18 protein-coding genes and 1 pseudogene are annotated in these 19467 nt (G+C 58.3%); 11 read left to right on the top strand and 8 right to left on the bottom strand.

From position 1 onward, the window contains the following. The first annotated feature begins 85 nt into the window (after window positions 1–85). A complete protein-coding gene (locus tag PLU01S_RS01315; protein WP_074821713.1) occupies window positions 86–1483 on the top strand; it encodes a NorM family multidrug efflux MATE transporter in 1398 nt (465 codons plus the stop codon). A 53-nt stretch (window positions 1484–1536) separates the two neighbouring features. Here PLU01S_RS01315 and PLU01S_RS01310 read toward each other — a convergent pair whose 3' ends face one another. Next, window positions 1537–1974, bottom strand: a complete 438-nt coding sequence (locus PLU01S_RS01310; protein ID WP_074821242.1) for a YqaA family protein — start codon at window positions 1972–1974, stop codon at window positions 1537–1539. Window positions 1975–2208: 234 nt separating this feature from the next. On the opposite strand from PLU01S_RS01310, the gene PLU01S_RS01305 reads away from it, so the two are divergent. The 3 genes from PLU01S_RS01305 to PLU01S_RS25305 are packed head-to-tail and all read left to right on the top strand — an operon-like array spanning window position 2209 to window position 5623. Then, the gene (locus PLU01S_RS01305; protein WP_074821239.1) at window positions 2209–3966 is read left to right on the top strand and encodes a copper resistance system multicopper oxidase; all 1758 of its coding nucleotides are present in this window, start codon (window positions 2209–2211) and stop codon (window positions 3964–3966) included. Between the two features lie 10 nt (window positions 3967–3976). Further along, entirely contained in the window at window positions 3977–4948 is a 972-nt protein-coding gene (locus PLU01S_RS25310; protein ID WP_010796503.1) for a copper resistance protein B, read from the top strand. A 3-nt stretch (window positions 4949–4951) separates the two neighbouring features. Then, window positions 4952–5623, top strand: a complete 672-nt coding sequence (locus tag PLU01S_RS25305) for a c-type cytochrome (protein ID WP_074821236.1) — start codon at window positions 4952–4954, stop codon at window positions 5621–5623. A gap of 232 nt (window positions 5624–5855) precedes the next feature. Here the strand turns inward: PLU01S_RS25305 and PLU01S_RS01295 are convergent. The 3 genes and pseudogenes from PLU01S_RS01295 to PLU01S_RS01285 all read right to left on the bottom strand — a co-directional run. Next, window positions 5856–6005, bottom strand: a pseudogene (locus tag PLU01S_RS01295) (con-10 family general stress protein); the annotation flags it as partial. Between the two features lie 116 nt (window positions 6006–6121). Beyond that, a complete protein-coding gene (locus tag PLU01S_RS01290) occupies window positions 6122–6292 on the bottom strand; it encodes a con-10 family general stress protein (RefSeq protein WP_010796500.1) in 171 nt (56 codons plus the stop codon). Window positions 6293–6353: 61 nt separating this feature from the next. Continuing rightward, window positions 6354–6521 carry a con-10 family general stress protein gene (locus tag PLU01S_RS01285; RefSeq protein WP_073450083.1) on the bottom strand — a complete coding sequence of 56 codons (168 nt, stop codon included), beginning with the start codon at window positions 6519–6521 and terminating at the stop codon, window positions 6354–6356. A gap of 644 nt (window positions 6522–7165) precedes the next feature. Between PLU01S_RS01285 and PLU01S_RS01280 the strand changes: the two genes are divergently transcribed. Further along, complete coding sequence (locus tag PLU01S_RS01280; protein ID WP_074821233.1) at window positions 7166–7726, top strand: histidine phosphatase family protein; 561 nt, start codon at window positions 7166–7168, stop codon at window positions 7724–7726. A gap of 156 nt (window positions 7727–7882) precedes the next feature. Continuing rightward, entirely contained in the window at window positions 7883–8758 is an 876-nt protein-coding gene (locus tag PLU01S_RS01275; RefSeq protein ID WP_037030654.1) for a CAP domain-containing protein, read from the top strand. A gap of 126 nt (window positions 8759–8884) precedes the next feature. Here PLU01S_RS01275 and PLU01S_RS01270 read toward each other — a convergent pair whose 3' ends face one another. The 4 genes from PLU01S_RS01270 to PLU01S_RS01255 form a co-directional block, all read right to left on the bottom strand. Beyond that, window positions 8885–10201 (bottom strand): Na+/H+ antiporter family protein, encoded by a 1317-nt coding sequence (locus PLU01S_RS01270; protein WP_074821229.1) that lies wholly within the window; start codon window positions 10199–10201, stop codon window positions 8885–8887. A gap of 138 nt (window positions 10202–10339) precedes the next feature. Further along, complete coding sequence (locus PLU01S_RS01265) at window positions 10340–10945, bottom strand: flavin reductase family protein (protein WP_074821226.1); 606 nt, start codon at window positions 10943–10945, stop codon at window positions 10340–10342. An 88-nt stretch (window positions 10946–11033) separates the two neighbouring features. Further along, window positions 11034–12884: a cation:proton antiporter gene (locus PLU01S_RS01260; RefSeq protein ID WP_074821224.1), complete on the bottom strand. Its 1851-nt coding sequence runs from the start codon at window positions 12882–12884 to the stop codon at window positions 11034–11036. Between the two features lie 243 nt (window positions 12885–13127). After that, window positions 13128–14000 (bottom strand): alpha/beta fold hydrolase, encoded by an 873-nt coding sequence (locus tag PLU01S_RS01255; RefSeq protein WP_074821222.1) that lies wholly within the window; start codon window positions 13998–14000, stop codon window positions 13128–13130. Between the two features lie 197 nt (window positions 14001–14197). Between PLU01S_RS01255 and PLU01S_RS01250 the strand changes: the two genes are divergently transcribed. The 5 genes from PLU01S_RS01250 (at window position 14198) to PLU01S_RS01230 (ending at window position 19303) form a co-directional block, all read left to right on the top strand. Then, window positions 14198–14908 carry a hypothetical protein gene (locus tag PLU01S_RS01250; protein WP_074821219.1) on the top strand — a complete coding sequence of 237 codons (711 nt, stop codon included), beginning with the start codon at window positions 14198–14200 and terminating at the stop codon, window positions 14906–14908. Between the two features lie 203 nt (window positions 14909–15111). After that, window positions 15112–17121 carry a DNA helicase Rep gene (gene rep / locus PLU01S_RS01245; protein WP_074821216.1) on the top strand — a complete coding sequence of 670 codons (2010 nt, stop codon included), beginning with the start codon at window positions 15112–15114 and terminating at the stop codon, window positions 17119–17121. A gap of 331 nt (window positions 17122–17452) precedes the next feature. After that, window positions 17453–17983 carry a Dps family protein gene (locus PLU01S_RS01240; protein ID WP_074821215.1) on the top strand — a complete coding sequence of 177 codons (531 nt, stop codon included), beginning with the start codon at window positions 17453–17455 and terminating at the stop codon, window positions 17981–17983. Window positions 17984–18257: 274 nt separating this feature from the next. Further along, window positions 18258–18809: a sugar ABC transporter ATPase gene (locus PLU01S_RS01235; RefSeq protein ID WP_074821212.1), complete on the top strand. Its 552-nt coding sequence runs from the start codon at window positions 18258–18260 to the stop codon at window positions 18807–18809. 284 nt (window positions 18810–19093) lie between these two features. Further along, complete coding sequence (locus PLU01S_RS01230) at window positions 19094–19303, top strand: cold-shock protein (protein WP_010796478.1); 210 nt, start codon at window positions 19094–19096, stop codon at window positions 19301–19303. Window positions 19304–19467: the final 164 nt, after the last annotated feature.

Here is a 19467-nt window from a genome sequence, read left to right as displayed (position 1 = left end):
GGCCAGCCCAAGTGTACCCACAATCACCCTGTCTTTCTGCCTGCCTGGCAGACGTCTTCTCTGCCTTTGTGAGTCTGACTCATTCATGACCCTGCTACGTACCGAATTGTCCGCGCTGGCTCGTCTGGCCGTTCCACTGATTACCGCCCAGCTGGCCTACGTGGCCATGGTCTTTACCGACACGGTCATGATGGGCCGCATCGGCCCCGAGGCGCTGGCCAGTGGAGGACTAGGGGCCGCCACTTATTCCTTCGTGACGGTAGTTTGCGTGGGGATCATCGCCGCGGTCGGTAATCTGGTGGCAATCCGGCACGGTCAAGACGATACCGAGGGCGTAACAGAGGTCGCCTGCGCGGGCGTCTGGATCGCCTTGGGCCTTGCATTGATCGCCGGGCTTATCCTCTGGAGTCTGGAGCCTGCGCTGCTGGCCCTGGGGCAGGCTCCGGCAACAACAGCCGAAGCCATGGGCTTTATCCACGCCGTAAGCTTTGCCCTCCCCGGCTATCTGGTGTTCATGTCCCTGCGCGGCTTTACCAGCGGTATCGGTCGCCCTGGGCCGGTGATGTCGATTGCTATTGGCGGCGCACTGGCCAATCTGGTGCTCAATCTGGCCTTTATCGAAGGCTGGATGGGTCTGCCGTTTCTTGGTTTGAAGGGTATCGGCCTGATCACGGCACTGGTCATGACCGTCATGGCACTGGCCATGGCACTGACCATCCGGGCACGCAGTGCCTATGCAGCCTACCCGATCGCGCGGAAACTGCTCAGCCTCAACCGGGGCGCTATCAGCGAAACCCTGCGCCTGGGCCTGCCCATCGGCGGCACCTATGCCGTCGAGACCGCCCTGTTTGCCGCCGCTGCCCTGTGCATGGGCGCGCTGGGAAGCACTCAGCTCGCCGCGCACCAGATCGCCAATCAGCTGGTGTACGTTGCCTTCATGATTCCGGTGGGGTTGGCCTATGCCTCCAGCCTGCGGGTCGGGCTGCACTTTGGCGCAGGCCGGTTTGCAGAATCACGTCTGGCTGGCCGTATCGGCATTTCCGTTGGCGCCACCTGCATGCTGGCCGTCGCCATTGCATTCTGGCTCATGCCGGAGACCCTGGTGGGTCTGTTCATTGATCGGGACGACCCTGCCGGCCGCACCGTTATGGCATTGGCCGTAAGCCTGCTGGCGATCGCCGCCTGGTTTGAGTTCTTCGATGGTATCCAAGGCATCGCCTCGGGCGCGCTGCGGGGTATCCGGCAGGCTCGCCAGGCCATGTTGATCGGCCTGGTTTGCTACTGCTGTGTGGGAATTGTCTCAGCCTGGCTATTAGGGCTGGTATTAGGCTTTGATGCTCGTGGCGTCTGGTGGGGGATGGCTCTGGGTCTGGCCTGCGCAGCGGTTGCGCTCACCTGGGCCTTCGAGCGGCATATGCGGGGTCTGCTCTGTCATGAGAACGTCGAATCGCCTGCGGAAAAACAATGGGCTACCCAGAGTTAAGCGCGCTTTTCGAGGATTGCCAGTGATGGCAGCCGCGGTGACACGCGGTCCGCTCAGTACCAGCCAAGGACTAGGGCCGAGACGGCCAGATAACGCGCCGTCTTGGCGAAGCCGACAAGCACGATAAAGACGGGCAGCGGTTCGCGCATAACGCCTGCTACCAGCGTCAGCGGATCGCCAATGACCGGTACCCAGCTCAGTAGCAGCGACCAGCGTCCATAACGGCGATATCCCCGTTGCGCGCGTTCGAGTTGACGGGGCGAAACAGGGAACCAGCGGCGGTCCCGAAAGTGCTCGATTGAGCGCCCCAGAAACCAGTTCACCACCGAGCCCAGCGTATTACCAAGAATCGCCGCCAAGAGTAACAAGGGCACGGAATAACTGCCCTGTAATAACAACGCGGCCAGCGCTGCCTCAGACTGGGCTGGCAACAAGGTAGCAGCGGCTAGGGCAACCAGAAACAACCCGACATATACCGTCAGCTCAGCCATGCGCTCTGCCTGTTTCCACCATCTCCTGGCTCCGCTACTGTCATCCCCTCAGGCTATCGATACGGCATCGGCCAGAGGGCGGCTAAATATTTCCGGATGTTACGGAGCGCTCAGCCGTATCGGTAGTCTATGCAACGTCCACAGGCAGCGGCGAAGCGGTTTACACGCCTCAGCCGAAACGGATTATGTGAAAAGAACAAGGCCCTCACGGCCCACCGACGGGATAACAACTGCATGGCATCCACTACATCGAGGCGTACGTTCGTAAAAGGCTTGGCAGCAGGCAGTCTGCTGAGCGGCCTAGGCCTCTGGCGAACCCCCGTCTGGGCATTGACCAGCCCCGGACAACCCACCGTGCTGTCCGGTACCGAATTCGATCTGATCATTGGCGAAACGCCCGTCACCATCACCGGCGCCAAGCGCTCCGCCCTGACCATCAACGGCAGCCTGCCCGGCCCGCTCCTGCGCTGGCGCGAAGGGGATACCGTTACGCTGCGCGTTCGCAACCAACTCGATGAGGCCACCTCGATCCACTGGCACGGCATCATCCTGCCGGCCACGATGGATGGCGTACCCGGGCTGAGCTTTAGCGGCATCGCACCTGACGGTCTGTACGAGTACCGCTTCAAGGTCCAGCAGCACGGCACGTACTGGTATCACAGCCACTCGGGCTTTCAGGAGCAGCGGGGGGTCTATGGCCCGCTGATCATCGAGCCGCGTGAACCGGAGGCCTTTGCCTATGACCGTGATTATGTAGTGATGCTGACGGACTGGAGCGATGAGAAGCCCGAGCATATCCTCTCGACGCTCAAGAAGCAGGCCGATTACTACAACAACAACCAGCGCACCGTGGTCGACTTCGTCAACGATGTGAGCGAGAACGGCTGGTCCGCCACGGTAAAGGACCGCGCAATGTGGGCCGAGATGCGGATGACGCCTACCGATCTGGCTGATGTGACAGGCGCTACCTACACCTATCTCATGAACGGGGCAGCGCCTGACGGCAACTGGACCGGTATTTTCAAGCCTGGGGAAAAGATTCGGCTGCGCTTCATCAATGGGTCGGCCATGTCCTATTTCGATGTGCGCATTCCCGGTCTGAAGATGACAGTCGTGGCGGCAGATGGCCAACCCATCGAGCCGGTCAGCGTAGACGAATTCCGTATCGCGGTGGCGGAAACCTATGACGTCATTGTCGAGCCGTCCGACCAGCAGGCCTACACGATTTTCGCCCAGTCCCTGGACCGCACCGGTTATGCCCGCGGCACGCTGGCCCTTCGCGAAGGCCTTAACGCACCGGTACCAGACATGGACCCCCGCCCGCTGGTAAGCATGGCGGACATGGGGCACGGCGACCACAGCGCACCGTCGTCCCAGGGCCACGCAGGGATGGATCACGGCAGTCACGGCAGGGATCACAGCGCCATGAACCATGGCACAACACACGGTGGGCATGACACCGGAGCCATGCAGACGCACCCGGCCAGCGAAGACGGCAATCCGCTGGTAGACATGCAGACCATGATGCCTGCTCCCAAACTGGACGACCCCGGAATGGGCCTGCGGGACAACGGCCGCCGTGTCCTCACCTATGCCGATCTCAAAAGTACCTTTCCCGACCCGGATGGCCGTGAGCCAACCCGCACCCTGGAGCTGCACCTGACGGGGCATATGGAGCGCTTTGCCTGGTCATTCGACGGGATGAAATTCTCGGATGCCGAGCCCATCAGGCTTACTTACGGCGAGCGGGTTCGTATTGTGCTGGTCAACGACACCATGATGATGCATCCCATCCACCTGCACGGCATGTGGAGTGACCTGGAAGACGAACACGGCCGCTTTATGGTCCGCAAACACACCATCGACATGCCGCCCGGCTCGAAGCGCAGCTACCGCGTGACCGCCGATGCGCTTGGCCGCTGGGCCTATCATTGCCACATGCTTTTCCACATGGAAACCGGCATGTTCCGCGAAGTTATTGTCGATGTTTAAGGAGAGGCCTGTGAGCACATTATCGACCCGCCTGTCGGCCTGTACGTTTGCGCTGGTACTGGGCAGCATCTCTGTTGCCCAGGCGGCAGATCCGGCTTCTCAGGCTGGCGCCACGGGAAATCCGACCCAGGTGCAACACGCGCATGGTGGCATGGATCATGGGCAGATGGATCATAGCCGGATGTCGCACGGCTCCATGGACCCCCACTCGATGAATCATGACGGCATGGCGCACGGCAGCCCTACTCCAGACAGCACGGCCACATCCCAGAGCCGTACACCCATCCCGCCTGTCACCGCGGCCATGCGCGAGGCGGCCTTTCCTCCCCTCGCCGGCCATGCCGTGCATGACAGCGCCATCCACAGCTACCTGCTCTTCGACCAATTGGAGTGGCAGGACGCCAAGGAGGGCAGCACGCTTAACTGGCAGGCCGAAGGTTGGATTGGTGGCGATGTAAACCGATTTAACTTCCGCTCCGAAGGCCAGCGTACCAACGGTCATACCGAAGAAGCCGAAATTCAGGCACTCTGGGGACATGCCATCACGCCCTGGTGGGAAACGGTGGCCGGTGTCCGGCAGGATTTCAAACCCGGTTCGCCTCAAACATGGGCAGCGTTTGGTATCCAGGGCGAAGCCATCAAGGATCTGGATCTGGAAATAACGGCCTTCCTTGGCGAAGGCAGCCAGACCGGTCTGCGCATAGAGGCCGAGTACGACATGATGCTGACCAACAATCTCATCTTGCAGCCGCATACCGAGCTCAACTTCTACGGCAAGAACGATGAGGCCCGTGGCACGGGGTCCGGTATTTCCGAAACCGAGTTCGGTCTGCGCTTGCGCTACGAAATCACCCCGCAGTTTGCGCCCTATGTTGGCGTGTCATGGAACAACACCCATGGTCAGACGGCATCCTATGCCCGAGAAGAAGGCGAAGACACTCACGATGCCCGGCTGGTAGCCGGTGTTCGTATGTGGTTCTAACCCATGACCTTCCTGAAGGCTGCCCTGCTGCTGACGCTTGCCGTTCTGGCGCTCATTGCAGTGGCAGTCTATTCAGGTGTGATCAACATAGGAGCGGATACGCCTCACGTAGAGCCGGTACACCGCTTGATCGTCATGTTGCGTGATCGCTCCATTGAAGTGCGATCCGAACGGATTACGGTCCCCAACCTGGAAAGCAAGGCACTGATTCGCAGCGGCGCGGGTAATTACGATGCGATGTGTGCCGCCTGCCATCTTGCACCCGGAATCAATGAGACGGAGCTGAGCAAAGGCCTTTATCCGCCTCCTCCCAACCTCAGCCAGCAGGGAATCACCGATCCGGCAGAGGCGTTCTGGATTATCAAGCATGGCGTCAAGGCCACCGGTATGCCGGCTTGGGGCAAAAGCATGAGCGACGACTATATCTGGGGACTTGTCGCGTTCCTGCAAAAACTGCCAACCTTGGATGCCCAGCAGTATCATGTATTAGTCGCTTCCAGCGAAGGGCATTCTCACAGCGGTGGACAACTGGATCATCATGCACACGGAACGCTGAGCTATCCACAGGATGAGCGTGAAGCTCAGGAAAATCAGCCTGTGGAAAAGATTACTCCATCCACTCACCAACCCCGAGTTATACACAAGCACGCTGATGGCGAAGACCATGTGCATTAAATAAAAGGCATGTGGATAACTCGAAACGGCTTAAATTCTGTTTAAAGTCGCTTGGTAACAGCGCCTTGAAAACAGAGTGGGGTGTACGAAATCAGGAGGCAGACGGTATGCCATACAGAGCTGCCGTACGGATGCTCATGACTGGCTGTATAAAGTAGAAACTGAATCCGGCCAAGAACAGGACGGATGAAGAAATGGGGCAATGGCTTGACGCCACTGCCCCTGATACTGCTTAGCTACGGCCACCGCCGTGGCTATTCTGGCCGCCTTTGCGGCCAGCCTCGGAAGCCTTTTCACGGTCATTGGCGAAGTTACCGCCACTGTTGTGACCGCCTTTACGACCCGCTTCAGATGCTTTCTCACGATCGTTTGCGAAATTGCCTGGGTTGTTATTTGCCATTGTCTTTCTCCTCATATACGGATTGGGACTGGACTGAAATACAACGTGTCAGTTCAGCTAGGTGAACGAAGCACAAGACTTCGCCTGTCTGGGGTCACTTAGCTACGGCCGCCGCCGTGGCTATTCTGACCGCCTTTCTTACCTGCTTCGGATGCTTTTTCGCGATCATTGGCGAAGTTACCGCCGCTGTTCTGTCCGCCTTTCTTGCCGGCTTCGGACGCTTTTTCACGATCGTTTGCAAAGTTGCCTGGATTGCTATTCTGAGTCATGGTCTTGCTCCTCTTTTCTTTCGGATTGGGACGGACTGTAAAAACCTGTTCGGCTCAGGAATTAGCTACGACCACCGCCGTGGCTGTTCTGACCACCTTTGCGACCCGCTTCGGAAGCTTTTTCGCGGTCATTGGCGAAGTTGCCGCCGCTGTTCTGACCACCTTTCTTTCCAGCTTCAGATGCTTTTTCACGATCGTTTGCAAAGTTGCCTGAGTTACTGTTTGCCATTGTCTTTCTCCTAATGGATTGGGACGTCATGCCTTGTGTTTTCGCTAACCGTTTTCCGTCAGCGTTCGTAATTTCTGAGGGTTGTTATTGAAGGGAGTTCCTGCTTTTTAACCGTCTCGATCAGGTGCAGACGAGCGGTACAGGAGCTGTTCAGCTACCACTCAGAACAAGCGAAGCGGCTGATTTATAAGTGTTTTTAGGTTTTAGGTGACTGGCACCAAAATGAGGCAATACTTATCAAGGCGGCATCTATTCTGCTTTATAGCGGAGCGGTAACCGTTTCGTTTTTATGCTCATTAACATGTACTTTTACATGCAAATAAATATGTAGTTAAGCGTTAGACCGGACTCGTTTGAAGCAGCGGAATATTTCAAAAACTTTCCTGGAATCGATCGAACTTGCATGTCCATTCAGGAGCGAAATAAGTTCGAATGCGTAACCCAAGACATACTCAAACGCAATCCACTCTGACCGGTCAGAAAACTTTTGAGCATTCCGGTGCTGATGCTCAATTTCATGACTCGACGACACTCAGGGCAGCTATTTTTTATCCCCTACGGAATAAAACGCGAGCGCAGCCGTCATATCGCTTCACAGGTATCGCCTGCCTTTGAACGGACTCACCCGCGGGAGCGGAGACTTCATGCAAATCACCCTTGTACGCCATGGCAAACCCGATCACTCCGGCACGAAATGGCTATCACCCCGAGAGATGATGGAGTGGGTCGAGGGCTACCAGAAGGCCGATGTACTCTGCCATAAGCTTCCAGCCGATCTCGTCGAGCTGGCGAGCAGTGCCGGTGTGTTGGTTTGCAGCTCCTTGTCACGCTGCATGCAATCGCTCAATCATCTGGCCGGTGAGCGTCCTTATACATGCGATAAAACCTTTGCTGAGGCACACCTGCCTGGGTTCGATCTCCCTTGGCCCAAACTCCCCGTAAAAATGTGGCGTTTGATGCTGCGGTCAGCCTGGTTTCTAGGCTTATCCACTCACACTGAGTCCATCTTTGCGTCCAACCGACGGGCCAAGCAGGCCGCCGACAAGCTGATCGCCCTCGCCCAGGAACATGGCTCGGTTCTGTTGATGGGCCATGGGATCATGAACGTGCTGATCGCTCACCACCTGCGTAAACAGGGCTGGGCCGGACCGCTTCACTTGATCCTGAAGGACTTCTGGCACCCTACCGTTTATAGGAAGGCATGAGTCAATCCATGACACTCCAGTGATTGGCTAAACGAAAATCGCTTTTTTCAGATGCCATACAGGCAAATTGACGTATCGTCATGCCTGCGCGGTGATGACTGTTCCAGCCTGGAGCAGCCACTGTTTCTATCGGTTGCCGTTCTGCCAATGACTATCATGCCTACTTCGTCCTGCTCCACGCTTCGTTTATCCACCGTGATGGGGGCCGCGCTGCTGGCAAACCTGTCCATGATGCCTTTTGCGCAGGCCAGCGACAGCAGTCAGCTCATCAGCCTGATCAACCAGTACCGTGCTGCGCCACAACGCTGTAACGGGCAGCGTACGGCTCCTGCTGGCCCACTGGCCGCCAACGAAAAACTGGCCCAGGTGCGTCTTTCACAGGGCATGCAGCTGCGTGAGGTCTTGCGCGGGGCGGGTTATCAGGCAGCCCAGGTGCAAGCCATGGCTATTTCGGCACCGGCCGGGGCGGAAGCTGCCATGCAGGTGTTGACCCAGAGTTATTGCAAAGCGCTCTTGGACTCACATTACGCTGAGGTTGGCGTCTCGCGTTCGGGTAATCGCTGGCAAATCGTCCTGGCCCAGCCGGTGTTGTCGGGCAATATCGGCGACTGGCAGTCTGCCGGTAAGGAAGTCCTCAGGCTGGTCAACGAGGCGCGCGCCAAGCCGCGCCGCTGCGGGAGTCAGTCCTTCAAGAGTGCCAAGCCGCTCACCTGGGACGCCAAGCTGGCCAACGCCGCCCTCGCTCACAGCCGCGAGATGGCCTCGCTTGATTACTTCAGCCATGCCGGCAAGGATGGCAGTCAGGTGGACAAGCGCGCCCAGCAACAGGGTTATCAATGGCGACGGATCGGCGAGAACATTGCCGGTGGCCCCGGCTCACCCAAGCAGGTTGTCTCCGGCTGGCTGGCCAGCCCTGGCCATTGCAGCAACATCATGAACCCGGACTACACCCAGATGGGTACGGCTTATGCCGTCAATCCCAAGAGCAGCGAGGTCATCTACTGGACGCAGGTGTTTGGGACACCGCGTTGAGTAAGGGGCAGGATGTGAGAATGATGGGTATCGCGTTGTTCAACCCATCAACAAACGCTACGCCCTACATTCTTAACCCACAAAAAAGCCGCCTCGAATGGGCGGCTTTTTTATATGCAGCGAGGCTTACAACACCATCGCGGCAACCCAGCCGAATACCATCAGCGGCAGGTTGTAATGCAGGAAGGTGGGCACCACGGTATCCCAGATGTGGTTGTGCTGACCGTCCACGTTGAGACCGGCGGTTGGGCCAAGGGTGGAGTCAGACGCCGGCGAGCCCGCGTCACCCAAGGCGCCCGCGGTTCCGATCAGGGTCACGATAGCCAGCGGGCTAAAGCCCAGCTGCACGCTAAGCGGCACAAAGATCGCGGCAATAATCGGGACCGTCGAGAATGACGAACCAATCCCCATGGTGACCAGAAGGCCTACCAGCAGCATCAGAAATGCCCCTACCGCCTTGCTATGGCCAATCCAGTCCGCAGACGCATCCACCAGGCTCTTCACCTGTCCTGTTGCGGTCATTACCTCGGCAAAGCCCTGGGCGGTAATCATGATAAAGCCGATAGCCGCCATCATCTTCATGCCTTCGGTAAAGAGGTCATCCGACTCCTTCCACCGCACGACGCCTGAGGCCGAGAACACCAGAAAACCGGCCAGTGCACCGATGATCATGGAGTCCAACCACAGCTGTACGCTAAAGGCGACCGCAACCGCCACACCCGCCATCAGCAGACTCTTGGGGTTGTAGCTCGCCTCGACATGCTCGGCCTGCTCCAGCCGCGCCAGATCATAGACACGCTTGCGGCGATAGCTGAAAGAGGCGATTGCCAGCCCACACACCATCCCCAGCGCCGGAATGGCCATCGCGTGCGTGATGCTGATACCACTGATATCCACGCCTGCCTTTGCCACATTGGCCAGCAGAATGTCGTTCAGGAAGATGGTGCCAAACCCCACCGGCAGAAACATGTAGGGCGTCACCAGACCAAACGTCATCACACAGGCAATCAGCCGACGGTCGATCTGCAGACGTGTCAACACATACAGGAGCGGCGGAATCAGCAACGGAATAAAGGCAATGTGAATCGGCAGGATGTTTTGCGACGAGATGGAAACCGCCAGGATCATGGCCATCAGGATCCACTTCACCATGCCGCCGCCCTTGTTCTCGCTGCGACCGACCATGACGAGCACCTTGCTCGCCAGCGCATGTGCCAGCCCGGATTTGCTGATGGCGACCGCAAAGGCCCCCAACATGGCGTAGGACAACGCCACCGTGGCACCTGAACCCAGCCCCGTATTGAAGGCCTTGAGCGTGCCATCCATTCCCAACCCGCCCAGCATCCCGCCGACGAGCGCACTGGCGACCATGGCGATCACCACGTTTACGCGGCACAGGCTGAGGACCAACATGAGTCCTACGGCCGCGACTACTGCATTCATTACCATCCTCCAGCGGAGTGCAAGCCTACCCAAAAAGGCGCGTACTCTGCCGTAATGCAGTAGATGGAGTCAAAAACGGATGCCGAAGTGCAGGCATCAAGGCTGACCCGGCAGGCTGCCGGGCCGGTAAATGCGGGGCTATTCCTGTTTAGGGGACAGCGGCGTTCCCACCACCGAATCGCCAATTACCAGAAAGTGTCCGCCCGCAATATGGTGCAGCGTGCGCAGCTCATCGTGCCCCTCAAATGACCAGTGCCCCTCCTTGAAGACGCGCTCGTCGGCCTGTGCAGCAATCACTTCACCCAGGAACAAATCATACTGTTGTTCATTGTCCGGCTCCGGCAGCAGGCGGCACTCCAGCCACGCCACGCAGCCCTCCAGCAGCGGTGCTTCGACCTGCTCACCGGTAAAGGTCTCCAGCCCATACAGCGCAAACTTATCCTTTCCGCCCCGATCCAGCTCGCGGCCCGACGTGGTTCCCACGGTCTGGGCGATGTCCGCCTGCGTCACCACCGGCACGTTCAGCACAAAGGTGCCGGACTGCTCCAGCAGCTCCCGCGTCCAGGTGGACTTATCCAGGACAACCGCCACCTTGGGCGGCTCGAAATCGATCGCCATCGCCCAGGCCGCCGCCATGATGTTGCGCTTACCTTTGTGTGCCGCACTGACCAGCACCGTCGGCCCATGGTTAAGCAGCCGATAGGCCTTGGGGAGAGGAACGGGGCGGCGGGTGGTTGTGGTCATGAAGGGACTCCAGAAAGATGAGGCACGGCCCTATTCAGCGGCCGGGCGTAGAAGAATGCCATCATCATAAGGGCTACGCCGGGCGTGATCAGCCCGGCAGCGTAGGCGCGACGTTGGCTGCCGGCTCACGGGCGACGTCATCCTCCGTTGGCTCGATCAGCGCCACCACCGTCCAGCCGGCCTGGGGCTGCCAGCTGCTGTCCGGTGTGACAACACGGATCTTGTCCTGCGGATCGCGGGCGAACAGTACCAGCGCCTTGCCTTCATGCAGCGCCTGATAGTCAGCCCAGCCAAAACCGTCCGTTAGCCGCGTGGTTCGGATCTCGTCTCCTCGCGCCAGTCGCCCGGCCAGCTGTGGATAAGTAAGGGCCGGACTGCCAAGCGCCTGACCACGGTGCTCTTCACTCGCGCGGTGCTTGTCGCTTCGCTGGCTGTCCTTGCCGCTGTACACGGTGTACAGCTCGTTGGCACCGAACTCATGGCGAAACCGCATGCTGGCGAGGGTGTTCAGTTCGCCCGCGGGAGATACGCCAAGCAGACGGCCGATCCCTACCAGATCCATGTGCGCCTCGGCGTGCTGAGACGCCGGATTGCCAAAGTAAGTGGGCAGCTCATCCATGCGCGCGCTACTGATGTTGTCCCAGTTCGAATCGGTCAACATGACGCGCACGCCCAGCTGTTGCAGGGCTTTGCCCAAGGCGCGACCTACTGGGTTGGCACCGATGATGAGAAAGCCGGTCGGCGCGGGTTCGGCCACCTTGAGCAGACGAGCAAGCGGACGGGCCGTTGCGCTTTGCAGCACCACCGTGCCGATGATGACTGCAAAGGTGAGCGGCACCAGTAAGGCGGCATCATCATTCCCTTCGCTGGTCAGGCGAATCGCAAAGATTGCCGAGACGGCGGCCGCCACGATGCCACGCGGCGCAATCCAGCCCAGCAGCACCCGCTCGCGCCAGGACAGCGTCGACCCCCAGGTCGAGACCAGCACGTTCAGCGGTCGCGCCACGAACAGGATCACCAGCAGCAGGACGAGTACCGCAGGTCCTAGCGCCAGCAAGGCATTCAGGTCCAGCCGCGCCGCCAGGAGAATGAACAGCCCGGAAATGAGCAGGACGCTCAGGTTCTCCTTGAAATGCAGGATCTCCCGTACATCGACATCCTTCATGTTCGCCAGGCACATGCCCATCAGCGTAACCGCCAGGAGACCCGACTCATGCACAAAGTGATTGGATACGATGAAGACGCCCAACACCGCTGCCAGGCTCGCCAGGTTGTACAGGTAATCCGGCAACCACTGCCGCTTCAGTACCTGCCCCAGCAGCCAGCCTCCGGCCAGGCCGAACACACAGCCGCATACAATCACTGCGGCAAACGTCGTCAGGCTCTGACTGACCCCGCTACCGGCATCCCGGGCGACCACAAAGCTATACACCACCACCGCCAGCAGCGCGCCAATAGGGTCGATGACAATACCCTCCCAGCGCAGGATATTGGCCACCGACGCCCGGGGGCGCACCACCCTCAGCATCGGCACGATCACCGTCGGACCGGTTACCAGCGTCATGCTGCCAAACAGCAGCGCCAGATCCCAAGGAAAGTCGAGCAGATAGTGGGTGGCAATGGTAATGACGGCCCACGTCACCAGCGCTCCGGCCGTAACCAGTCGGTGTACCACACTGCCAATCTCCCGCCATTCGGATAGGTGCAACGTAAGGCTGCCTTCGAACAGGATCAGCGCCACCGCCATCGAGACGACAGGAAACAGGAGGGGTCCCAGCAGCGCCTGCGGATCGAGCCAGCCCGTGACCGGACCCGCCAGGATGCCGCAGACCAGCAGAAACAGAATCGCCGGCAAGCGCAGCCGCCAGGCCAGCCACTGGCACATCAGGGCAATAACGCCGATACCGGCAAAGGCGAACAAGAGCTGTTGTTCGTGCATAACGGTCCTTGGAATACGAGGGGAAAAACATCAAGCGAGGGACAGCGTAAAAAGCTGTCATGACTAGACCGTAGCGCCTTTGCGGCAATTCCTGACCTTACGTCGGCATCCCGCCTGCCACGAATTGCGAGATAAAGGCCGGAAACGACAACGTCCCGAATCATTCGAGGCGTTGCAGGTATGCAAACTTAAACAGTCAGCCTGACGAGTGAGCCGACACCCCACCCTCCTTTTTATTCATGTCTACAAAAACGCTATCACCTCACCCAATAGCGCTTCCGGCACTTCTTCCGGCAAGTAATGCCCACCGGGTAGCGCCTTGCCCTGCACATTAGCTGCTACCTTGTTCCATTCTGCGAGCGGGTCGAAGCATTTGCCTACGATGCCGTCAGCGCCCCAGAGTGCAAGGGTGGGCATGGTCAGCATTCGATTGGCGGCGCGATCGGCGCGGTCGTGCTCAAGATCGATCGTGGCGCTGGCCCGGTAGTCTTCGCAGATGCCTCTGGCCGTGCCGTGCAATTTGAGGCAGCGCAGATACTCTTCAAACGCGCCATCCATGAACGGTGCAAGGCCTGCGCTGCGAGTGCCCATAACGCTGCGCAGGTAGAGATCCGGGTCGGCGTCGATAAGAGTTTCTGGCAACGGCGCCGGGCGGATCAGGAAAAACCAGTGCCAATAGGCGCGAGCAAAGGCTTCGTCGGTCTGGTTGTACATAGCCAGCGTAGGGGCGATGTCGAGCAGGATCATTTGCCGTACCGCGGCGGGGTGATCCATCGCCAGACGGTGAGCCACTCGGGCGCCGCGGTCATGGGCGAGCAGATCAAATGTGTCGAAGCCCAACGTTTGCATGAGCTCGATATTGTCTTGCGCCAGGGTGCGCTTGGCATAGGTCAGATGCTGGGGGTCAGCAGGCGGCTTGCCGCTATCGCCATAACCACGCAGGTCCGCCGCCACAACGGTGAATCGCTCAGCCAGCGTAGGCGCTACCTTGCGCCAGATAATATGCGTTTGCGGATGCCCATGCAGCAGGAGCAATCCCGGCCCACTGCCTCCGATCCGGTAGGCAATATCAACACCGTTGACATGGCACTGAGCTTTTTGAAAGCCAGAGAACATGGGTGGGCGCTCCAGGTTGAAGTCGGGTTGATCCGGTGTACCGATTAGCAGCCCTGTTGAAAAGAGCCGGTGCCTAAAAGATGGCCGACACCTTGGTTTACCCATCGTTGGCAAACGGCCATTATTTTTTTGCCAAGAGCGATTTATTTCACATTTTTGCACTCAAAGGGGCTCCGTCACTCATACCCTAAAACAATATGAGACTACCTACTCTCCTTTCCCGCCCCTTACTGAACGCGCTGGCCTTCGCGACCTTAGCCTTGGGGAGCCATGCGGCGCTGGCTGCCGAGCCGTCTACCGCTACGCCGATAGCCGTCAGCCAGGTAAATACCTCTGTTACCAGCTCCATCAATGACTTCACCAATGAGGACTGGCAGAACGGGGTCTATCGCAAGGCCGCCGGCTTTTCGATTCCGGCCACGCAGACCAACCAGAATGCGTTCAAGCCTGGAGCAAAGGTGCTCCTGGCAACGGGCGCGATTGTGGCGGTCAAGCAGGTGCAGGTCGGCGACAAGAACATGGCCGTATGGGTAGAGGGTCCGCTGCTGGATGGCAGCGCTGTAGGTTATCCGCGTCGGCTGACGGTTGGGCTCAATGGCGGCGATCCCGTCCCGCCCAAGGTCGTGCCGCAGGAAGAGTTCAGCACGCGTATCAATAACCTTACGAACGAGGACTGGCTCAAGGGCGTGTATCGAAAGGCAGCCGGTTTTTCCATTCCCGTTACTACCATGAACCGCAAGGGCTTCAAGCCCGGCGCAATTGTTCGCCTGGGGGATGGGCAGGAACTGCTGGTGAAATCCGCGCAGGTGGTAGGAACAAGCATGGCGGTGTTTCTGGAAAGTCCCGTATTGAATCCAGACCTGGTGGGATATCCGAAAAGGCTGAGGTTCATAGCACCCGCACCTTGATAGAGTGCAGGCGTGATTGGAAGGAGGCGCTTGGTACGGCCGTGCCGGATGCCTTCCCCCTTGATGGGTATCGCCTTGCCTACGGGTCAGGTGCTCCGATCCAGGCTGCGGCGCTATATGACTACCGTCAGCCAACCGGTGCCCTATCGTGCCATCACCGCTGGTAGAATGCGCCGCCTGTTCCACCAGCCCTCGATGTCTCCATGTCCCGATTGAATCCTCGTCAACAGGAAGCCGTAAATTACATCAGCGGGCCGCTCCTGGTGCTGGCCGGTGCCGGTTCCGGCAAGACCAGCGTGATCACCCGTAAGATTGCCTACCTGATCCAGCAGTGCGGTATCCGCGCCCAGTACATTTGTGCCGTGACCTTTACCAACAAGGCCGCGCGGGAGATGAAGGAGCGGGTCAGCAGCCTGTTGCGTGGCGGGGAAGGCAAGGGTCTGACCGTGTCGACCTTCCACAACCTGGGCCTGAACATTATCCGCAAGGAGTACGCCAAGCTGGGGTACAAGCCGGGCTTCTCCATCTTCGATGAGGGCGACATCAAGGCGCTGCTCACGGACATCATGCAGAAGGAGTATTCCGGAGACGACGGCGCCGATGAGATCAAGAACTACATCGGCAACTGGAAGAATGACCTCGTGCTGCCTGAGGAAGCGCTGGCCAAGGCCCGTACGCCCAAGGAGCAGACGGCCGCCGTGGTGTACCTGCATTATCAGCGCACGCTCAAGGCCTATAACGCTGTAGACTTTGACGACCTGATCCTGCTGCCGGTCAAGCTCTTCCAGGACAACCCAGACGTGCTGGAAAAGTGGCGCAACCGCATCCGTTACATGCTGGTGGACGAATACCAGGACACCAACGCGAGCCAGTACCTGCTGGTCAAGCTCCTGGTGCAGGATCGCGCGCAGTTCACTGTGGTGGGCGATGATGACCAGTCCATTTATGCGTGGCGTGGGGCACGGCCGGAAAACCTCATGCAGCTCAAGGATGACTTTCCTTCGCTCAAGGTCGTGATGCTGGAGCAGAACTATCGCTCCACCAGCCGTATTCTCAAGTGCGCAAATATCCTGATCGCTAACAACCCGCACGTATTCGAAAAGCAGCTGTGGAGCGAGATGGGTCATGGCGATCCGATCCGCGTGATCCGCTGCCGCAACGAGGATGCCGAGGCCGAGCGCATCGCGCTGGAAATCCTTACCCTGCACCTGAAGACGCAACGCCCATACTCGGACTTTGCCATCCTTTACCGGGGCAACCACCAAGCCAAGCTGATGGAGCTCAAGCTCCAGCACCATCAGATTCCGTATCGGCTGTCGGGCGGCACGAGCTTCTTCTCCCGTCAGGAGGTAAAGGACCTGATGTCCTATTTCCGCCTGCTGGTAAACCCGGACGATGACAACGCCTTTTTGCGCGTGATCAATGTACCGCGCCGCGAGATCGGCTCGACAACGCTTGAAAAGCTCGGCAACTACGCCACGCAGCGGCAGATTTCCATGTATGCCGCAGCCGACGAGATGGGGCTGTCCGAGCACCTGGACGCGCGCTACACCGAGCGCCTTGCCCGCTTCAAGCGCTTTATCGATGGCGTGCGCCAGCAGTGCGCCCAGAATGACCCGATCATGGCGCTACGCAGCATGGTCATGGACATCGACTACGAGAACTGGATTCGTCAGAACGCCTCCAGCGATAAGGTGGCCGAATTCCGCATGGGCAACGTCTGGTTCCTGATCGACGCGCTGAAGAACACGCTCGAAAAGGACGAAGACGGCGACATGACCATTGAAGAGGCCATTGCCAAGCTCGTCCTGCGGGACATGCTTGAACGCCAGCAGGAGGAAGAGGAAGGCGCCGATGGTGTGCAGATGATGACGCTGCACGCCTCCAAGGGTCTGGAGTTTCCCTACGTGTTCATCATGGGCATGGAAGAGGAAATCCTTCCGCACCGCTCCAGCATCGAGACGGACAGCGTGGAGGAAGAGCGCCGTCTGGCCTATGTGGGCATTACCCGCGCTCGCCAGACGCTGGCCTTCACCTTTGCCGCCAAGCGCAAGCAGTACGGCGAGGTGATCGATTGCACGCCAAGTCGCTTCCTGGATGAGCTGCCACCGGAGGATCTGGAGTGGGAGGGCCAGGAGGATGCGCCGGTAGAGGTCAAGGCGGCACGGGGCAATGATGCGCTGGCCGCGATGCGGGCTATGCTCAAGCGGTAGGTTTGCTTGTGGAACGATGAGAAAGGTTAAGCGCGATGGGTTGAGCGAAGCGATACCCATAAGGCGCCAACGCAAGCGCCCTGGCCTTTGGCCTTTCCCATCGATTCACACACCTAAAGCGCGCCCCTTGACCTACCCCTTGCAGGGAACGTTCACCCCTATTTTCAGGCTTGCCGCTTTGTTCACACTTCAAGGCCAAAACGACCGGTAATCAGCCTGATGGAAAAAAGCCATGAGCAAATTGAGGGTTTCTGGGGTCAATTGAATATCGGTTTTGTATGACCGTTTATCCCTAACGGTCTTTTTCGATATTCAACAGAGAGGTCTAGATATGGCTACTGCAAATGCCAAGCAAGAACTGAAATCCGTTGAAAGCATCAATGCCCGCGCGTCCACCGGTCAGGACGCTACCCTGACCCAACAGGGTGAAATTGGCAAGGCACTGAGCGTACTGTTGTCGGATGTCTTCGCCCTGTACATCAAGACCAAGAATTACCACTGGCACATGCATGGTACACACTTCCGCGACTATCACTTGTTGCTGGAAGAGCAGGCAACCCAATTGTTCGCCATGACTGACCCCATGGCCGAACGTGCACGCAAGATCGGTCAGCCCACCATTCGCTCCTTGGAGCAGATGGTGCAGCAAAAGCGTCTGGCCAGCAGCGAAGCTGAAGACCTGACCGCTGAGCAGATGCTGGAAGAGCTGCATGCCGATAACCAGGCGCTGGCTGCGTTCATGCGCACTACCCACACCCTGACCAGTGATGGTAACGATGTGGCGACCACCAGCCTGCTGGAAGAGTGGATCGACCAAGCTGAAGAGCGCGCCTGGTTCCTGGGCAAAACTGTCGGTAAGTAAGTATTATTGGTAGGCTTTGGCTCTCTTTTGTAGAGACGCCTAAATACAGCCGAATCCGATCAATCCGGAATCCTGCGGGGTTCCGGATTTTTTATGCCTGTCGCTTATGTTCGCTCTGCCAGCTGCCATAACTCCCTCTGCCTCGGCGCATACATAACATTCCCTGTACAACGGGTCGATCTGAGCGAAAATAACGGTTTGTTGTTTTAAGACCCGAACGTGAATGTAACCCTGTTCAGGCCGCGTCCTCCCAGCCCCTACACAGACCGCACGTATGTACGATAACCAGCTTATCCTCGTTCCATCCATTTCCACCCTGCCAGGCCATGAAGCCAAGGCATTGAGCGCGCTGCGCTGGCTGATACGCAGGGACATCGTGCAGGAACAGGTAACGACCTGCGGCCGCGGCTCGCGGGGCATGGCCTATGGCATTGCTCCAGGCGCCGAACGGGTGGTCAGATACCCTGAACGCCTGCCGTTCGGTCATCCTGTCAACGGACTGGAAATCATCACTCGCCGCTGCATCTTTACACCGGACAAGGGATTCAAGGAAGAGGCGGGTTGCCCTGAGTGCCGCCGGGAGATCGGCGAGGCGCTGTTCGACAGCCTGGAAGACTGGATGCCCGGCCATACCGACAATTTCCGCTGCCCCGAATGTGGACACGAAGATGACATCAACGGGTTCCTGTTCCTGCAGCCCTGTGGCTTTTCTAATCTGGGCTTTATTTTCAACGGCTGGGCAAAAGCCGTCTTTCAGCCCACCTTTCTTGAAGAGTTTGCAGAACGGCTTGGCTATGGCATTACACAGGTAACGGTTGAACTCTGAACGAGGGCCCGGTAATAGAAGGTGAGGAGTACAAAAATAATTAAACAGGCAGAGCGTTGATAAATAAGAGAATTGTGCCTACTGCCGCTGCTTGCTGGAAAATAAAGGTATACAACGGCTCAAAAGCGCGTATGGTGACGTCACTGCTCTGCAATTGTCACTTCGATACCCTGGCTTGATGTACTGCTTCACGTTTCATCTCCTTGGCTCGTTTTACTTTCGCATCTCAGTCTCGGCCTGAACGGTTCAGCGCCGCAGTCTTACTTTTACCTTGGAGATACATCATGTCTACTCGCCAAACGGGTACCGTCAAGTGGTTCAACGATGAGAAAGGTTTCGGCTTCATCACGCCTGAGAGCGGTCCTGACCTGTTCGTTCATTACCGTTCGATCGAAAGCGCCGGCTTCAAGAGCCTGAGCGAAGGTCAGCGCGTTTCTTTCGTGGCCGTCAAGGGCCAGAAAGGCATGCAGGCTGATCAGGTTCAAGTCGTCTAAGACGCCTGATCCAAAAAGCCCCGCCTAGCGGGGCTTTTTTATTGCCTGCGTTTTTTAAAGTCGGCTGTTCGCCGCTATCGCCTCAATGGCAAGCCCTTCGTCCTGTACTGCTGCTCTTTCAGAGTGGTGCCTGTTCGATCAAGCCCTGTCTTGACGCCAACATC

It is taken from the genome of Pseudomonas luteola NBRC 103146 (genome assembly GCF_002091675.1).
Taxonomy (GTDB): Bacteria; Pseudomonadota; Gammaproteobacteria; order Pseudomonadales; family Pseudomonadaceae; genus Chryseomonas; species Chryseomonas luteola.
Note: the sequence above shows the minus strand (reverse complement) of the source record. Positions and strands in the feature narration are given on the sequence as shown.

What these genes read in the sequence shown, in the direction of transcription:
- PLU01S_RS01285 (WP_073450083.1), bottom strand. Translation starts at nt 6,521, where the DNA reads ATGGCAAACAGTAACTCAGGCAACTTTGCAAACGATCGTGAAAAAGCA.
- PLU01S_RS25305 (WP_074821236.1), top strand. Translation starts at nt 4,952, where the DNA reads ATGACCTTCCTGAAGGCTGCCCTGCTGCTGACGCTTGCCGTTCTGGCG.
- PLU01S_RS01230 (WP_010796478.1), top strand. Translation starts at nt 19,094, where the DNA reads ATGTCTACTCGCCAAACGGGTACCGTCAAGTGGTTCAACGATGAGAAA.
- rep (WP_074821216.1), top strand. Translation starts at nt 15,112, where the DNA reads ATGTCCCGATTGAATCCTCGTCAACAGGAAGCCGTAAATTACATCAGC.
- PLU01S_RS01250 (WP_074821219.1), top strand. Translation starts at nt 14,198, where the DNA reads ATGAGACTACCTACTCTCCTTTCCCGCCCCTTACTGAACGCGCTGGCC.
- PLU01S_RS01235 (WP_074821212.1), top strand. Translation starts at nt 18,258, where the DNA reads ATGTACGATAACCAGCTTATCCTCGTTCCATCCATTTCCACCCTGCCA.
- PLU01S_RS01280 (WP_074821233.1), top strand. Translation starts at nt 7,166, where the DNA reads ATGCAAATCACCCTTGTACGCCATGGCAAACCCGATCACTCCGGCACG.
- PLU01S_RS01275 (WP_037030654.1), top strand. Translation starts at nt 7,883, where the DNA reads ATGCCTACTTCGTCCTGCTCCACGCTTCGTTTATCCACCGTGATGGGG.
- PLU01S_RS01260 (WP_074821224.1), bottom strand. Translation starts at nt 12,884, where the DNA reads ATGCACGAACAACAGCTCTTGTTCGCCTTTGCCGGTATCGGCGTTATT.
- PLU01S_RS01290 (WP_010796500.1), bottom strand. Translation starts at nt 6,292, where the DNA reads ATGACTCAGAATAGCAATCCAGGCAACTTTGCAAACGATCGTGAAAAA.
- PLU01S_RS01255 (WP_074821222.1), bottom strand. Translation starts at nt 14,000, where the DNA reads ATGTTCTCTGGCTTTCAAAAAGCTCAGTGCCATGTCAACGGTGTTGAT.
- PLU01S_RS01270 (WP_074821229.1), bottom strand. Translation starts at nt 10,201, where the DNA reads ATGAATGCAGTAGTCGCGGCCGTAGGACTCATGTTGGTCCTCAGCCTG.
- PLU01S_RS01240 (WP_074821215.1), top strand. Translation starts at nt 17,453, where the DNA reads ATGGCTACTGCAAATGCCAAGCAAGAACTGAAATCCGTTGAAAGCATC.
- PLU01S_RS01310 (WP_074821242.1), bottom strand. Translation starts at nt 1,974, where the DNA reads ATGGCTGAGCTGACGGTATATGTCGGGTTGTTTCTGGTTGCCCTAGCC.
- PLU01S_RS01305 (WP_074821239.1), top strand. Translation starts at nt 2,209, where the DNA reads ATGGCATCCACTACATCGAGGCGTACGTTCGTAAAAGGCTTGGCAGCA.
- PLU01S_RS01315 (WP_074821713.1), top strand. Translation starts at nt 86, where the DNA reads ATGACCCTGCTACGTACCGAATTGTCCGCGCTGGCTCGTCTGGCCGTT.
- PLU01S_RS01265 (WP_074821226.1), bottom strand. Translation starts at nt 10,945, where the DNA reads ATGACCACAACCACCCGCCGCCCCGTTCCTCTCCCCAAGGCCTATCGG.